At 59.1% G+C, this 14,664-nt stretch carries 10 protein-coding genes and 2 pseudogenes; 3 read left to right on the plus strand and 9 right to left on the minus strand.

What is annotated here, in order from left to right; genetic code table 11:
- The 9 genes and pseudogenes from C5L12_RS28880 to C5L12_RS26360 all read right to left on the minus strand — a co-directional run.
- A pseudogene (locus C5L12_RS28880) lies at window positions 1-193 on the minus strand (transposase); the annotation flags it as partial.
- A 626-nt stretch (window positions 194-819) separates the two neighbouring features.
- Window positions 820-2,766, minus strand: coding sequence for a type VI secretion system Vgr family protein (locus C5L12_RS26325; RefSeq protein ID WP_245423041.1), 1,947 nt, complete (start codon window positions 2,764-2,766; stop codon window positions 820-822).
- A gap of 109 nt (window positions 2,767-2,875) precedes the next feature.
- Window positions 2,876-3,955 (minus strand): type VI secretion system baseplate subunit TssG, encoded by a 1,080-nt coding sequence (gene tssG, locus C5L12_RS26330; RefSeq protein ID WP_105374987.1) that lies wholly within the window; start codon window positions 3,953-3,955, stop codon window positions 2,876-2,878.
- Complete coding sequence (gene tssF, locus C5L12_RS26335) at window positions 3,919-5,805, minus strand: type VI secretion system baseplate subunit TssF (RefSeq protein ID WP_105374988.1); 1,887 nt, start codon at window positions 5,803-5,805, stop codon at window positions 3,919-3,921. Before tssF ends, tssG begins: the two co-directional genes overlap by 37 nt.
- Window positions 5,805-6,308, minus strand: a complete 504-nt coding sequence (gene tssE, locus C5L12_RS26340) for a type VI secretion system baseplate subunit TssE (protein ID WP_105374989.1) — start codon at window positions 6,306-6,308, stop codon at window positions 5,805-5,807. The genes tssF and tssE overlap by 1 nt, the downstream gene beginning before the upstream one ends.
- A 53-nt stretch (window positions 6,309-6,361) precedes the next feature.
- On the minus strand, window positions 6,362-6,898 hold the full coding sequence (locus tag C5L12_RS26345; RefSeq protein WP_105374990.1) for a type VI secretion system tube protein Hcp: 537 nt from the start codon (window positions 6,896-6,898) through the stop codon (window positions 6,362-6,364).
- A gap of 158 nt (window positions 6,899-7,056) precedes the next feature.
- Window positions 7,057-8,508, minus strand: coding sequence for a type VI secretion system contractile sheath large subunit (gene tssC, locus C5L12_RS26350; RefSeq protein ID WP_245423042.1), 1,452 nt, complete (start codon window positions 8,506-8,508; stop codon window positions 7,057-7,059).
- A 53-nt stretch (window positions 8,509-8,561) separates the two neighbouring features.
- On the minus strand, window positions 8,562-9,101 hold the full coding sequence (gene tssB / locus C5L12_RS26355; protein ID WP_105374992.1) for a type VI secretion system contractile sheath small subunit: 540 nt from the start codon (window positions 9,099-9,101) through the stop codon (window positions 8,562-8,564).
- A gap of 39 nt (window positions 9,102-9,140) precedes the next feature.
- Complete coding sequence (locus C5L12_RS26360; RefSeq protein WP_105374991.1) at window positions 9,141-10,130, minus strand: type VI secretion system protein TssA; 990 nt, start codon at window positions 10,128-10,130, stop codon at window positions 9,141-9,143.
- Window positions 10,131-10,790: 660 nt separating this feature from the next.
- On the opposite strand from C5L12_RS26360, the gene C5L12_RS26365 reads away from it, so the two are divergent.
- The 3 genes and pseudogenes from C5L12_RS26365 to C5L12_RS29270 form a co-directional block, all read left to right on the plus strand.
- Window positions 10,791-12,704, plus strand: a complete 1,914-nt coding sequence (locus C5L12_RS26365; RefSeq protein ID WP_245423043.1) for an NEL-type E3 ubiquitin ligase domain-containing protein — start codon at window positions 10,791-10,793, stop codon at window positions 12,702-12,704.
- A 202-nt stretch (window positions 12,705-12,906) separates the two neighbouring features.
- Window positions 12,907-14,325, plus strand: a complete 1,419-nt coding sequence (gene xopAG, locus C5L12_RS26370) for a XopAG/AvrGf1 family type III secretion system effector (protein ID WP_205839391.1) — start codon at window positions 12,907-12,909, stop codon at window positions 14,323-14,325.
- Between the two features lie 269 nt (window positions 14,326-14,594).
- Window positions 14,595-14,664 (plus strand): annotated as a pseudogene (locus C5L12_RS29270) (DUF6429 family protein); the annotation flags it as partial.

A 14,664-nucleotide genomic window follows, 5' to 3' on the forward strand; every position in this document is an offset into this window, starting at 1 on the left:
CGGAACCATACTGGACAGCGTGCTGCCTAGCGGAAGGCGGCTCGGACCCACGATGGCGGAGCACTCTGATCGCATGCTTGCGGTGGTAGCCGGTAACCGCGACGAACTCATCTAGGATTCTATGCTTGTCCGCCCGACAGCTCGATTGATAGCGCTCAATGATTGCTTCAATCAGTTCCGTCCGAGTCGCCATGCTGATCCGCCGTGCCATCCATCCCCCGAACTGGGACAGCGAACCATCACCATCCCATCGGGAGCATCAACACTATCGGTAACATTTTGCTTGAGGCAATGCGGGGTCAATTTCTCACTTCGCCCGACATCAGCGGCGCGTCACCTCCATCCCGAATCTGGTTCGACTTAACGCCTCCTGTCGGCTCTCGTCTCTTTGGCCCTCCTCAGCAACCAAGCATTTTCGCCGGTGTATCTGCGACGGCTAACCTGATGATGCTCGATCCACCATGCCTTAGCCAGGCTGAGTCGGCCTACGGCGAGGTGAGCGCCCTATGCTAGTCCTAGGTTGGCGACCGCATTCGCGTTGGCCGCCGTTGACTGGATGCGGCGCTTTCGCGGGACGGACAGTTTCGTCCCCCGTTAAATGGGCGGCCACAAACGGCGGAGACCCCTGGCGGACCGGGACAGACAAACCCCTGTTTTCCTTTCCACCACGCTTTTCGCGCAGAAACCACAGGCCAAAACGCCATGACGTTTGCACCCCGATCTGATGGACGCAGATGGGAGTGTTCAACCTCCTGTTCCGCTCGACATTGGGGCACTCGGATGTCGGTCGCGGCAGTCCGGCCGTGGCGGTAGCCTTCATCATCGCTGGCGTGGGCGGGCCTGGCGTCGGCGGCGGCATGGAAACTCTGGCGCCGAGCCGGGGAGGCGTCGCCAAAACCCGATCGTCGTGCCGGCGATGGTGATACCCTTGCCGCTGATTTCGATCGCCTGCGGACCGGTTTCGCCCATTGCCACGAGGCGGATTTTATCGGGCGTCACCTCGATGCAGTTGCCGGCTGAGGCCAGGAGGTATTGACCCTTGACGTCGATGCAATAGGAGTTACCAACCTCAACGGTATGGTCCTTCTCCGCCTTCAGATAGACCTCCTCGCAGCCTTGCTTGTCCTCGAAGCGCAGCTCGTTGTAGGCATCCACGGCGCCTCGATCAGTGTGCGTTCGGAAAGTCGAGCACGTCTTGTTCAGCGGCAGGGTTTCAGGAGGCAGATTAGAACCGTTGTAGACGACGCCAGTCACCAGAGGCCAGTCAGGATTACCGTGAATAAAGTTGACGACAACCTCCTGGCCGATCCGGGGAATGATGAGGTGGCCGAAACCCTTGCCCGCCCAGCTCTGGGCGACCCTGATCCAACAGGAGCTGTTCTCGTCCTTGTTGCCCTCGCGGTCCCAGAAGAACTGAACCTTGATGCGGCCGAACTGGTCCGTCGCGATCGTATCGCCCTTTGGGCCTACGACGACCGCCGTCTGCGGTCCCTGAATCTCCGGCGCGGGCGTGAGGCGCGGCGGACGATACTGGGTGGTCGCGGGGATAATCTCGACCGTGCTATGATATAAGATGCCGCTCTCCCGACCTGCGGTGTCCGCCTCGGTGCGACTGTCCCCCAACTCTCCGACAATAGTGAAATCGTTCGCGACTGCCAAAAACCGATCACTGGGCGTCGGACGCGCACCCACTTCGCCATAGTAAAAGGGATTCGCAGCCTTGAAAATCGAGCCCGTTGTAATCTGGCGTGCCGTACTTTCGATGCGCGCGCGGTAAGCATTGCAGGCGAGCTCTTCGGCGCGGATGGAAGCATAGAAATCGCCGTCCGCTTTGTTAGTGTAGCGTCCCGGGTACACGAAGGTCTCCCGTATTGCCGCGGAGCCGTTGCCACCGCCTGTCGAGCTACCGACCGTCCTGAAGTGCCCGGCCTCGGGAGATCGGGTGAAGATTCCTTCCATGGGCTTGTAAGGTGGAATGCCGCCGATCTTCACGGAAGGAACGTGCGCGGCGGCCGTAAGCTCTGCCATCGGATTCTCATGGTTGTAGTCCCTAAAAACGACTTTGTTCGGCTGGAGCGACACGGCCTCCTCCCAACGCAGGATGATGCCGTCCCGATGTAGATTTGGGGCGAGCCTGAGATTGTGGTGCGTCTCCACGATCTCAGGCGCGCAAGCGATGTGGCTCGAGGAGCTGTCGACCAGCACTAGGTCGTGTCGGTCCTCCGCATGTTCGAAATAGTAGTAGATGCCGTCCTGCTCCATTAGTCGGCTGACAAACGCCAGATCCGTCTCATCGTACTGGACGCAGTAGGCGCGCTGTGGGAATCCTCCGATGGTCTGGTTCTTATAATTTCCTTTGTGTTCCCGAAAGATCGTGGTGATGATCTCTATGCTGGTCTTGTTTTGAAAGATCCGACTGTTAGAGCGATAATCGAGAAGCGAAAGCCAAGGTCGCAACTGCGCCCCGTAGTTTAGGTGCGCAGTGTCATCGTAGCCGAGGTACTGGAAGTTCGTAACAATGCCGTGGAAGAAGCGCGTTCCAGAGCCCTTGAGCTTAAGGCCTACCGTCAGGCTTTGCCCCGGAATCGTAGCAAAGTTCTGGACTGGATGGCGGCTGACGAGCTTCACCTCGTAGTGGAAGGGTTGCCCCAGCCGCTCGGTTCCTCTGAGCCGTCGGAGAAAGACATCATCCGGTTGGAACAGGGCCGAGGTGAGCGCAGCAAAACAATTGCGCTTCAGGAGATTGTCGAATTTTGATTGGACCATTATTGTGCTCCTCAGTTTTGCTGCACGTGGCGTAAGTGGACAAGGCGTGACCGAAGACCAGCAAAATGTGATAGAGGGCGTTCTCTCAAGCCGAGTTGGTGCACCCGGTTCAGGCTGCTCCGGCAAAATTGGAGACGACCGCTGTCAGGCGCTTATCAGGCGGGGTGGTCGTTAAGTCATCGGCGTCCCGCTGCGTGCGCTTGCCCATCCAACTCGTCCAGCCGAGCCTGCCGCAGCGACCTAGCTGCACTTCGGGCACCTCCTCTCGGCGGAGGATGAGGTTGACCTCCCAATCCAGTTCATCTCCAATATAATTGCGGATGATTTGGGCCATGGTCCTGAGACCGAGAGTCCCAGGCAGAAGCGACTCGTACTGAACCAGGCTGAGCGGACCGATAACGAGATGAAAGCGGTGGTGGTGCACTCTGATCCTCGCGCCGGCAGTAGCCGTGCAGCTGAGCTTGCCCGTGCTCGGGTCCCGGCCCAGGAGGCAGAGCGAGACGCGGGGCAGTTCGACCCATTGCGGGACGAACTCACGTATATCGACCGGCGCTTTGAAGAAGCTGGCGACAATGGCAGCGAGCCCCTCGGGGTTGCGGGTGTGTAAGGCGAGACGGCCGGTGAAGTGGAATTTGACCAGATCGGGCATAGCATCTCGCGCAAGTAGGGTGGGCATGCCAAAACCGGCGAGGGAGGCGAGCTGGAGTGCGAACCGATCTTCTTGTGGCCTGTCGTGGCTTACGGTCGGCTCGCTCTCTGCCCAGGCACGGAAAAATAGCGAGGCCATACGGTGATGGAAGATATCCGCAAACCGGACCAGCGTCTTGTCCGCAAAGTTTTGTTGTCTGAGAAGAGCATACTCCGTCAAATGCAACGGGAGGGGACCGTTTGGTCCGAACAAGCCGAAGAGGTAGGTGGAGATTCTCGAAGAATGAGTCTCCTCTCCGTCCGTCACGCCCGCGATCGGTCGCGTCGGAAAGGCCAGCGAGGTCTCCTGGCCGATCCGCACCCGATCCAGGCTCGGCCGGCTCGATTCCCCCAGTCGAGGTCGATCTGAGCAGATCGCGTCGATCCGTCGCAGAGTCTCGAAGAAGTCGTAACCTTGCGGTTCGGCCGCAACGGTGCTGAGGAATTGGTCTAGAGCGTCCCGAATTAGAGGATCGCCCGGCGGCCGGTCATCGTCGGCCATCGCATTACCTCCCCCCGCTGTAACGTCGAGACGACCATCTCCGTGAAGCTGTTGATGGAAGCATATTTCACGAAGAACTGATTGAGCACCGAGGCGAGCGGAAAGATGCCGACGCCTTCGAAAGCCGTTTCGTCCAGGGTGAGACCTATCTCAATGCCACGTGCCACGGCGGCTTGTCCACGGCTAGGCAGCCGCCGGACCGCAGGTTGGCACCGGATCTCCCGGATGCCGTCGATCTGCCGTGAGGCGCAGACATCATCCGGATCGATGTAGAGGCGCAGGAGCTCGCGCAGCGCCTCTGCGCCTTGTTCACCGCCCCTGTCGGAATTGCTGACCGAAAGGTAATTCAACGAAAGATGGCTGATGAGTTTCCAGGTGAAATCGCCGTTGGCGAAGGAGTGGGATGGTTGGCTCGGAGGCGATATGCACCGAGTGGCGGTAACTGGAGCGCCGATTTCCAGGGTGAAGTCTGTCTCGTCTCCGCCGATCGGCAACACAAGCGGCAGATCCCGGTTCGAGCACAGGCAACGCACTGACAACTGCTGGAGTTCCGCCGAATAAGGAGCGGCTCGGCGATCGACTAGAGAGACGAAGGTCTCGCTGCCAATATAGCCAGTCCGCGCGCCGTTTGATCGTTGGTGCTCGGACATCTGCCGCTGCTCGCGTCGGACCGTGTAGTACCTAGAGTGCTGCTCCTCCCGGCCGTGCGCGCTGATGCTGTAGAAGGGGAGGAACTCAGCAGGGCCTGCTTCGTTGCTCTCCCCGTAGCCGCTCATTTCGAGGATGGAGTGGACCTCAAAGTCGAGGGGCCTCATCCTGTCTACGATTACATGGTGCTCGTGGTTCTTGTCACTCACGTGAATTCGATCCGCTTGGCGTCCGAACAAATTGATCGCCGGAGTCGCGAAGATAGCGATGTTCTGAGGGCCGAGTTGGCGTTCCAGCCGTGGCTCGACCCGATCAAGCGCGAACACGATCTCGAGGCTCTCCGTGCTTGACAGGGACACAGCTTCGGCCAGCCCGCTCACCTCGATGAACAACGTCCGCTCCGCGATGGCGAAATACTCTTGCAGCAGACGGTAGCCGTCGAAGGAGCGTGGCACCTCGGGCAACAGCGCGCAGTCCGGCTCCAAACCGCGCTGCCGTAGCGCACTAAGCGGTATCCCCACCTGCCAAGTTATCGGCCGGCCGACGGGACGGACAACGATGGCGCGAGTGTCGACGACTAGCTGTTCGGCGAGTGCGCCGCCGATGCCACCGGACGCCGGAAGGTGTAGTGTTAGGGCCGTTAATCCGAGTCGATTGAATGGCATGCCGTTGGTAGTACGAAGCCGCAGTCGAAAGGCAGCCTTCACGTGCTGCCGAGCGGGAAGATCTAGGGCGGAGATCTGTCCCGGCGTCGCGCAGTAGTCGGCGGCGCTCACCATGACCGGCCAGAGATGAACATCGTGAGCCGTCCGGAACTCGCAATGGGTGACGGCGCCTGGAGCGAGTCGGCCGAAAAGCTTGGTTCCGCGCGGCACGAGGTATCCATTCTCGAGCCGCCCGGCTTCCGCATCCGGTTCGAAACGCACGATCGTCATCGACGGGATGGGTGGTAGAAAGTGCGGATACACCATCTCCAGCAGGTGCTGCGTAAAATCCGGGAAACGTGACCGCAGCTTCAACTGCACCCGCGCAGCCATAAACGCGAATCCTTCCAGCAGTCGCTCGACATAGGGATCAGCGACCCCCGCTGATTCCATCCCGAGCCGGCCGGCAACCTTCGGGAATGCACGAGCAAACTCGTCCCCCATCTCGCGCATATAGGCGAGCTCATCATTGTACAATCCGAGAAGCCGCGGATCCATCAGCTGGTCTCCGTATCCAGATCAACGTGGACGACTTCTTGTTCAGGGTCCATCTGCGCGCGCATTGTCATCCGCAACGGCACAGGAAGCGCCCACAAATCGGCTGCAATCTTAAAGCGGAAAGGGCTGCAGTCCTGTCCGTCGCTGAAGACCATCACCTTAATGCTGTGCGGCAAGAGCCGCGGCTCGAATCGCTGCAGGCTCTCGGCAATTTCGTCTCGCAAGGCGCTCGGATCGATGCCGACGCGAATGTGCCCGCTGAGAGGCCGGACCCCGTAGTTGAGTGTGCTGGCCGCGACAAGGGGGTATGCGTCGAGTTCTACACTTGAAGCCAATTGATCGGTGTTCAACAGCCAGGACACGTCGCGCAGAATCACCTCTTGTAGTTGGCGGATTGAGAAGCTGCGCTTGTCCTGCGTCTCGCACGAGCTGCTAGGCTCATCGTCGGTCAGTCTGTCGAGGAGGGAAGGCTGCACGATATCCCGCCTAAGATCTGTGGTCATGTTCGATCTCCACATTGTAACAGTCGCTACGCGACCGGCCAATTTCGCCACCGTCAGCTGATGAGCAGCCGACTGAACTCGGCGCTGTTGGAGATTTGGTTCCAGATGCCCTCGCCAGCCTTGGTTAAAGCACCACCCGCATCTTGCTTGTAATAGATGATCTTGCAGGCGCCGAACCGGCAGGTGATCGTCTCCTCCGGAGCGTCTTCTGCATAGGACCACTCCACCTTCTCTATGGCCAGCATGTTGAAAGTCCAATGCAAGAACAGGTTGGACTCAGATGTAAGAAGTCCACTGCCTGTCGCCTTGAAGAGCTTCAAGTCAACTTCGTTGAAGTGGGCGCCCCGACCGCAGGCCACGAACAGCGAGGGTGAGGCGGTGTCTACCTGCTTCTTGATAGTGAAGATGTCGAATTCGGCCTTGCCTGACCCGGCACCGATAGTGTGGGGCCCGATATTGAGCTTATTTTCGATTGAGAAGCTCCATTCGTCAGCGAGCGTAATGCCATCGTTTAGGATGAGAGATTCGCCCCTAGGCATGATGCCATCCTTGGACACTAGCTTGAACTTCATAACTGCGTCGAACGCCATGGTGGGATTCCTTCATCTGCTGGACCGGGTGGTGTCTTGACTGCATCCGTTGACCCGGCCGGTGCAGTTGTGCCGAAGTGTGGTGGCGGGTGCGGCGAACGATCCTCTGCGGACCAGGTTTCTATTCGCGACTTCCTTATATGGCAGGTGGTACTCTCTCAGCCTTTGCGGGCAGACGGCAGCCGCGACACCAGTCTCAGGGAGATGGTCAAACCTTCGAGCTGGTAATGCGGCCGCAAATAGAGTTTAGCAGTGTAATAGCCGGGATTGTCTTCGACCTCGTACACTTCGACCTCGGCCGAGGAGAGCGGCTGCTGCGCCTTGCTTTCCTCACTCCCCAGTTCGGGCGAGGGGTGCACGTAGCGCTGGATCCATTGGCTGAGCCACTCCTCGACCTCATGGCGCTCCTTGAACGTGCCAATCTTGTCCCGAACCATACACTTCAAGTAATGAGCGAATCGGCAGATGGCGAAAATGTAGGGTAGCCTAGCGCTGAGCTCAGCGTTCGCTGACGCGTCCAAGTCGTCGTACTTAATTGGTTTGTTGACGGTCTGGGCGCCAATGAATACGCCAAGATCGGTGTTTTTGCGGTGCAACAGCGGCAGAAGGCCGTTCTTAGAGAGTTCGGCCTCTCGGCGGTCGCTAATCGCGGTCTCAGTAGGGCATTTGAGATCAACGCCACCGTCGTCGCTTCGGAAGGTATGCACCGGCAGGCCCTCGACGAGGCCACCGGATTCTACCCCGCGTATTCTCGAGAGCCAACCATAGAGCTTAAACGAGCGCGTGATGTTTACCCCCATGGCATAGGCCGCGTTCGTCCAGAGGTACCTTTGGCTATCGCCACCGTCTGTCTCCTCCTCGAAGGCGAATTCGTCGACTGGATTGGTCTTGGCGCCGTAGGGTAATCGCCCGAGGGTGCGTGGCAGCGTCAGCGCCACGTACCGCGAGTTTTCGCTCTCTCGGAATGCGCGCCAGGTTGCGTGCTCGGGTGTTAGGAATATCTTCGTAATGTCGCGCGGGTTCGCGAGCTCGCACCAAGAGTCCATCTGCAGCAGATGCGGCGAGACAGCAGAAATGAGAGGGGAGTGGCTTGCCGCAGCGATCTGCGCGAGTCCCGATAGCAACTCGATGTCCTGGGGGGTATGGTCGAAATAGTAGTCGGCAATTAGGCAGCCATAGGGCTCACCGCCGATCTGCCCGTATTCCTCTTCGTAGATTTTCTTGAACAGCGGGCTCTGATCCCAGGAGACGCCCTTATATTTTCTCAGGGTTCGGGAAAGCTCCTTCTTCGTGACGGGAAGAAAGCGAATCTTCAGCGTCTCGTCTGTCTCGGTGTTCACCGTCAGGTGATGCAGGCCCCGCCAAGCTGATTCTAGATTTTGGAAATCCTCGTAATGAAGTATCTCATTGACTTGTGTAGACAGCTTGTCATCGATTGACGCAATTATCGACTGGATGGTAGCCACGACGTCATCGCTGATCAGGGACGTGTTTCGAAGCGCCTGCTCGGCCAAAGTTGTGATTGCACTATCCACGGCATCACGGGCTTGTTCCGAGTGTATCCTTAACTCGCACCCTAGCAGGCTCCTGAAGCCATCTGGATCCAACATAGCAACATTTCCGACTTGCAAACTGGCGGACATTGTATCTGTGGACGTCATGATCAATCCTTCTTTGTCTCTGCGGGTGGCGACGGAGGAGCTTCGTGTTCCGTCTGGGGGACGGCGCTGAGGACGCTGAGCAGGGGTCGGTCGGCGAGGAGATGGGCGACCAACTGCTCGGCACCGTTCTTACCGTCCATGTAGGCTAGAAGATTAGAAAGCTGCGTTCGCGCCTCAAGCAGCCTGTTCAGGCTGTCGATCTTACGCGCCACGGCCGCCGGCGAGAAATCGTCCATTCGCTCGAAAGTCAATTCGATGGCGAGCTGGCCTTCGCCGGTTAACAGGTTCGGGACCCGCATCGCCACCCTAGGCCTCAGGGATTTGAGCCGATCATCAAAGTTGTCAATGTCGATATCCATCATCTTGCGCTCGGCGAGCGGAGGTAACGGCGCGCCAGGATCGCCTATGAGATCAGACATGACGCCGACCACGAAAGGAAGCTGCACCTTCTTGTGCGAGCCGTAGGTCTCGACGTCGTATTCGATCTGAACGCGAGGAGGGCGATTTCGAGCAACGAACTTTTGACTGCTCTCCTTTGCCATGTCTTCCATTCCCCTTTTCGTCTACGAAATTGCGCTGCCTCAGATACCCTCGTCGGCAGTCAGGCCGGCAATCGAGCGGTAGTGCGCAGCGCCCTCCGGCGCCAGTTCTGCGACTAGAGCCATGAAGTCCTTCGACACGAGTCGCTTCGCCCGCTCGAGCAGTGCTGGTACGGGGCTGGCCGGTTCGTTCACCTGGTACCAGCGGCAAACTCGGCCGAGGATATTGACGACGTCATCCCGGTCGCGGATCTCTCCCGGATATGGGACGACTCCAGAGTCGTCCGACAGGGGCACCGCGGCCACGGGCTGGGACCGTCTATGGGCGTCGACCACTTCCTTGCCTTGGCGAAGCAGCGCTATTAGTGGTTGGAAACGGACGGCTTCGCCTACGTCGACGCGCTGCTTGACGCTCACATCCAAATCGATGACCGCCGAGAGGCTGGCGTCGAGATCACCGCTTGTTTGGTCGAGCTGGCCGGGATCGGTATCGCCAAAGGCGAGGTTAATAGTCGTGGTATCAATTTCACCTGACTGACACCGCTGCGATGCCACCCAATCACCGAGGCCAAATGCTCCGAAGCGCCTGGAAGCGGTGAGAGGAACGCGGAGGATGTCCGCCATAAGCCCGGAGGGATCGCAGAGATTTGCCAAAGCATTGAGGCGCACTGTCTGGTCGCCGCCGTCCTCTGCATCCGGCCGCGGATGTAGTTCCGGCCAGTAGATCTCGACGTAAGCGACGAGAAGCTCAAGGCCCCTAGCTAGTCCGGAGAAGCCGAACTGGCTGAGAGCGGAGCGTGCCAGCAAGACGCCGATGCGCAGGTCCTTAGTACGCGTAGCAAGTTCGAGGCCGAGCCGCCACACCTCTTCCCAATTGGGGGCCTCCTCCTCTGAGAGAGAGACGCCGATATGCTGGGCAGGCTTTCCCTGCGACGCGATCTCAAATTCCAGGAAGCTTAGATCGTAATCGAGGGCGTCCCCGCACACGTTGCCGTCACTGACCGGCCTTATTAGATCTTCTGGATCGAACATGACAACCCTGGATGTCGTGAGTTTTATCGGGGTGTGTCCCCGATCGCGGAGTGCCTTGGCCTCCTTTTCGCTATTTTAGCCATGATCCCGGGTTATTTCGCATGCGTGATTGATATGCAGGTATGTCGAAGATGCCAGACGCGGCGGTCCAACACCTAGACCAGCGGACACCTTGCACCTGATCAGCGAGCCCGAGCTGCGGCCGAGGAACGTGCAGGGCATCCGTATAGCGGATGAACCACTGGTTCCGGTGTTCACTTACGGTGAACACCGTTGTGGTCAACCGTGAGACACTGAAGCAGCGGATATAGCTACATCGGCCAGTACTGTCACCGGAGCTATTCGCGCCCGTCTGAAATTCTAGTTGCGCCGTAGAATACGCACAAGGGAATAGCATTGCAGGGGAACGTCGGTTGGGGCAACGGCGGCGGCGGCGCACGAACTGCTGGCGTCTACTTGGTCCTGGGCCTGACCGAGAACAACTCGCCGGTGCATTATGGCATATTGATTGTGCATGGTAAGGGGCGGCCGTTAGGTCCTAGCATGGCGCGCTCACTATCCTGTATGGAGTCGCGGCAAGTGGTGAACAGAAGACTGACCTCATCGGGTAGCGGCGGTCAATGCGATCTCAGCCCGAGCACGGAACGGTGGATTGAAGGCTTGACCCGCGGGGAAGCAGCGCTGGACCACGCCCTGGACGCATGGGTTGCCGAAGAGGACCAAAGAGAAGATGAGAATCGGGAAGAGGCGGCAAGGCGAATCAGAATCTGGTTAGCGGATGGCCACCTCGACATGCCGCTGGACTTAGCGAACCTGTCCCTGACCAGCGTGCCAGAGATCCTCCCAGCCGAGCTGCAGACGCTCGACGCCGCCTATAACCGGCTGACCAACCTGCCCGAGAACCTTCCGGCCGGGCTCCAGACGCTCCTCACCCACTTCAACCTGCTGTCCAGCCTGCCGGAGGTCCTCCCAGCCGGGCTTCGGATACTCGATATAGGTCACAACTTGTTGACCAGTCTGCCGGAGGCACTCCCGGTCGGGCTCCAGACGCTTGACGTCAGCGTAAACCGGCTGACAAGGCTACCCGAGAGCCTTCCGGCCGACCTCCGGGCGCTGGATGTCTACCACAACCACTTAACCAGCCTGCCTGCGACACTCCCCACTAACCTCGATCGGCTTATCGCCGACCACAACCAACTGACAAGCCTGCCGGAGGCCCTTCCAACCAGGCTTGACGCGCTCTACGCCAGTCACAACTTGCTGACCAGTCTACCGGAGGCCCTCCCAGTCGGGCTCCAGACGCTCGACATCAGCGCAAACCGGCTGACAAGCCTGCCCGAGAGCCTTCCGGCCGACCTCCAGACGCTCAATACCAGCTACAACCGCTTAACCAGACTGCCCGTGACTCTCCCGATTCATCTCGATCAGCTTATCGCCGACCACAACGAACTGACGAGCCTCCCGGAGGCCCTCCCAGTCGGTCTCCAGGCGCTCGACGTCGGCAACAACCGATTGACCAGCCTGCCTGAGACCCTGCTGACGCGGTGGGGCTTTGGGTGCACGATTCACCTGGAAGCAAACCCCCTGTCCGAGCGCGTGCACGCGAATCTATCGGCTGCCCTAACTGTCAGCGGCTATGCCGGCCCGCAGGTCTTCTTCTCGATGGCCAGCGGAGCGGAGGAAGATCAGGCGCGGTCCCTGCCCGAGGCGGTGGTGGACTGGTTCGGCGCCGAAGAAGATCAGCAGGCGTTAGTTGAGATGTGGCATAGTTTCGCTGAGGAGGAAGGCGCCCAACAATATGCGCGGTTCCTCGACAGGTTGCGGGACACTGTGAGCTATGGCGATGCGGCGTTCATGCAGGCAGTAGCCGACGATCTGCGACAAGCGGCGGCCAGGCCGCGACTGCGCCAGCTGTACTTCCAGTTGGCCTTCGGGGCCAGCGAGACCTGCGAGGATCGCATCACCTTAACCTGGATTGGCATGCAGACCGCACGCCTGAACGCTGACGTCGAGAACGGGGCCTACGACGAGCGGCTTGACGAGCTCGTCCGGCAGGCCCGCGTCTTATTCCGCTTGGACGCGCTCGAGCGGATTGCCCGGCAGAAGGTCCGTTCGCTCCGCTTCGTCGACGAGATTGAGGTCTACCTCGCATATCAGGTCAAGCTGCGCAACAACCTAGAGCTGGCGCTTACCGCCCCGGATATGCGCTTTTTCGCCGCCTCCTACGTCACCGAGGACGACCTCACCGCGGCCGAACATCGGGTGCGGGCGGAGGAGGAGGTGGAGTTCGCGGGATATCTGGCTACCCGCTGGCAGCCGTGGGAGACGGTAGTGAGTCGCATTGAACCCGTAGCCTATACAGCTATGCAGGAAAGGCTGCTAGAGGCGATGGGCGGGGAGTTTCAAAGCCGCCTGCAGCGACGACTGGCGAGAGCAGGACTGACTGGCGACGCTGACGCCGAGCGGGAGCTCGGATTCAGCATCCGCAACGAGATCGCCTGCGAAATCAAGGGAGATCTGATGCACCAAGTGCTCCGTAACCGCGGCATCGATCTGTGCAGCAGCTCTGATTAAGAAGCAGCGAAGCGGTCGCGTCTTACGGGAATTAATTGGAGGCGACATGCGGGTTGGAAATAGAGTACCTAAAGGCTCATCAACGCTGACCCAAGGGTTGCTGAATGGAGTGGCCGGGGATCCGAGTGCGAGAAGTGTATTCCACGCTTGGCTTCGTGCACTCACTGAAGTTCGTCCGCAGAGTACGGCGCCACTCCCTGCAATGCATTCTGCACTGCTGCATCGGGAGGGAAAGCTCGGCAGGAAAGGGGCGGGGGAAGGCGGAGCGGGGGAAGGATCGAGCCTCTCCGCGCGCGCGGCTAAGTACGGCTTGTTCCTCGCGAGTGCGGGCTACGCCTACAACGAAGTTGCTAACAACTTCTTCCTGTCCACTACCGCCTTGCATGACGGAAAAATGGGCTTCACCAGCAATGAGCGGCTCAGGATCGCCCACGCGAAGGCGAGGAAGTATTATGACAGCTATCACGCCGCCGGCGCCGAACCCCAACCTTCAAGTGAGCGTCCTACAAATCGAATCCGCACCTGTGGCAATAATCAATTTACAACGATGATCGATTACCGGGCGGCGACCCGCGTGCACGTCGCCCGCCTAGTGGACGGTGCGGAGGCACGCGCGTCGCTCCTTCTAAACCTAGGGTGCATGAAGGGTCATCTTGTGAAAAATGAGTGCGTGACCAAGTACAGGCCGCCGCAAGTGCCCAAGGACACGGACCTTACAAGGAGCCAGCTGTACGATCAGAAGAACAAGTACGCTTTAACAGGCGTACTGAACGAGGAGACCGGGGCCTACGGCTACACCTCAAGGTCAATCACTCATCCCTTCGTGAACAAGGGTGTCCGGCACTTCGAGGATACCATCCGAAGCGAGAAGGGCCAAACTCTCAAGCGATGCAAAGAGACACTCGAAGCACTCCTCGAAAAGGACTGTGGGCTTGGCGAGGAGGCTCAGTTCGCGGCCGGCCAAGCCATTCTTAATTTTAGACAGATCTATGCTGCGCACTGGGGACATGCCGAAAAAGTTATAATGAAGACTCTAGTTGAGCACGGATTCCTGTCACCGGTGGAAACTGAGAAGCTCGATGCGACTCTGATGTTCGAGGATCCCGACAAGAACAAGCTGAAGCGCAACACTAGCGTGATGGGTCCGTGGCTGCACAAATTCGATACCCGGCTCCAGGAGATCCGATCGGGTCACGAGCCCGCAGTGGTCGCGGATCTGAACGATCCGCAAATCGCGGACATGAAATACCTGCCCATCGCGCATTTCAAGTTGAACGAGCAGGGCAACGGTTTCGAGGACTGCTCTGGACTGGGCGATTCATTCACTTGCGCGAATGCCGTCGCCTGCATCAACCACGCGCGCTTGATGAGTGGTCAGCAGCGCCTCTCGAAGGAGGAGGTCATCGTAATCATAGCCTGCTTCAACGCTGTGTACGACGACGCAACCTCAATCCGGCATACGCTCCACGAGATAGCGCGTGGCTGTTTCGCGGGCGCTGGCTACACCCTCGCGGATGCGGATGAGTTCTACGCGGGTGTCTGTCGAAAGGCGGCAGAAGAGTACTATGGTGGCAGGAATCTCTCGAAGCGGATTGGCGATGGTGCCAAGCCTTCTGCCTAGACCGGCCCGCAACTTACCCGAGTCCATTCAGAAGGACGGGCCTCGACAGTATTCGATGTTGCTTGGCGCTCCGTCGCAGGTGGTTCGATGCGTGGAGCACTGAATTCCGCTGCCTCACCCGTTTAAGTTAGAAGGCATTTGGTACGCATCGTTGGGCGGTGTTGGACGGCCGCAGCGCTGAATACCTGATCTTGTCCGCGCCCATCAGTATCGTATCCATCCGAGGTGGGCCGCAGGACTTGAAGTCTCGCGCGTGATATCATGACAGAATGGAGATCGATGAGGACAAAATCGATGACGCGGTCCTGGCCCTGTTATGGCTGACGCTCCACAACGAAC

The sequence above is a fragment of the Neorhizobium huautlense genome, assembly GCF_002968575.1.
Classification (GTDB): domain Bacteria; phylum Pseudomonadota; class Alphaproteobacteria; order Rhizobiales; family Rhizobiaceae; genus Neorhizobium; species Neorhizobium huautlense.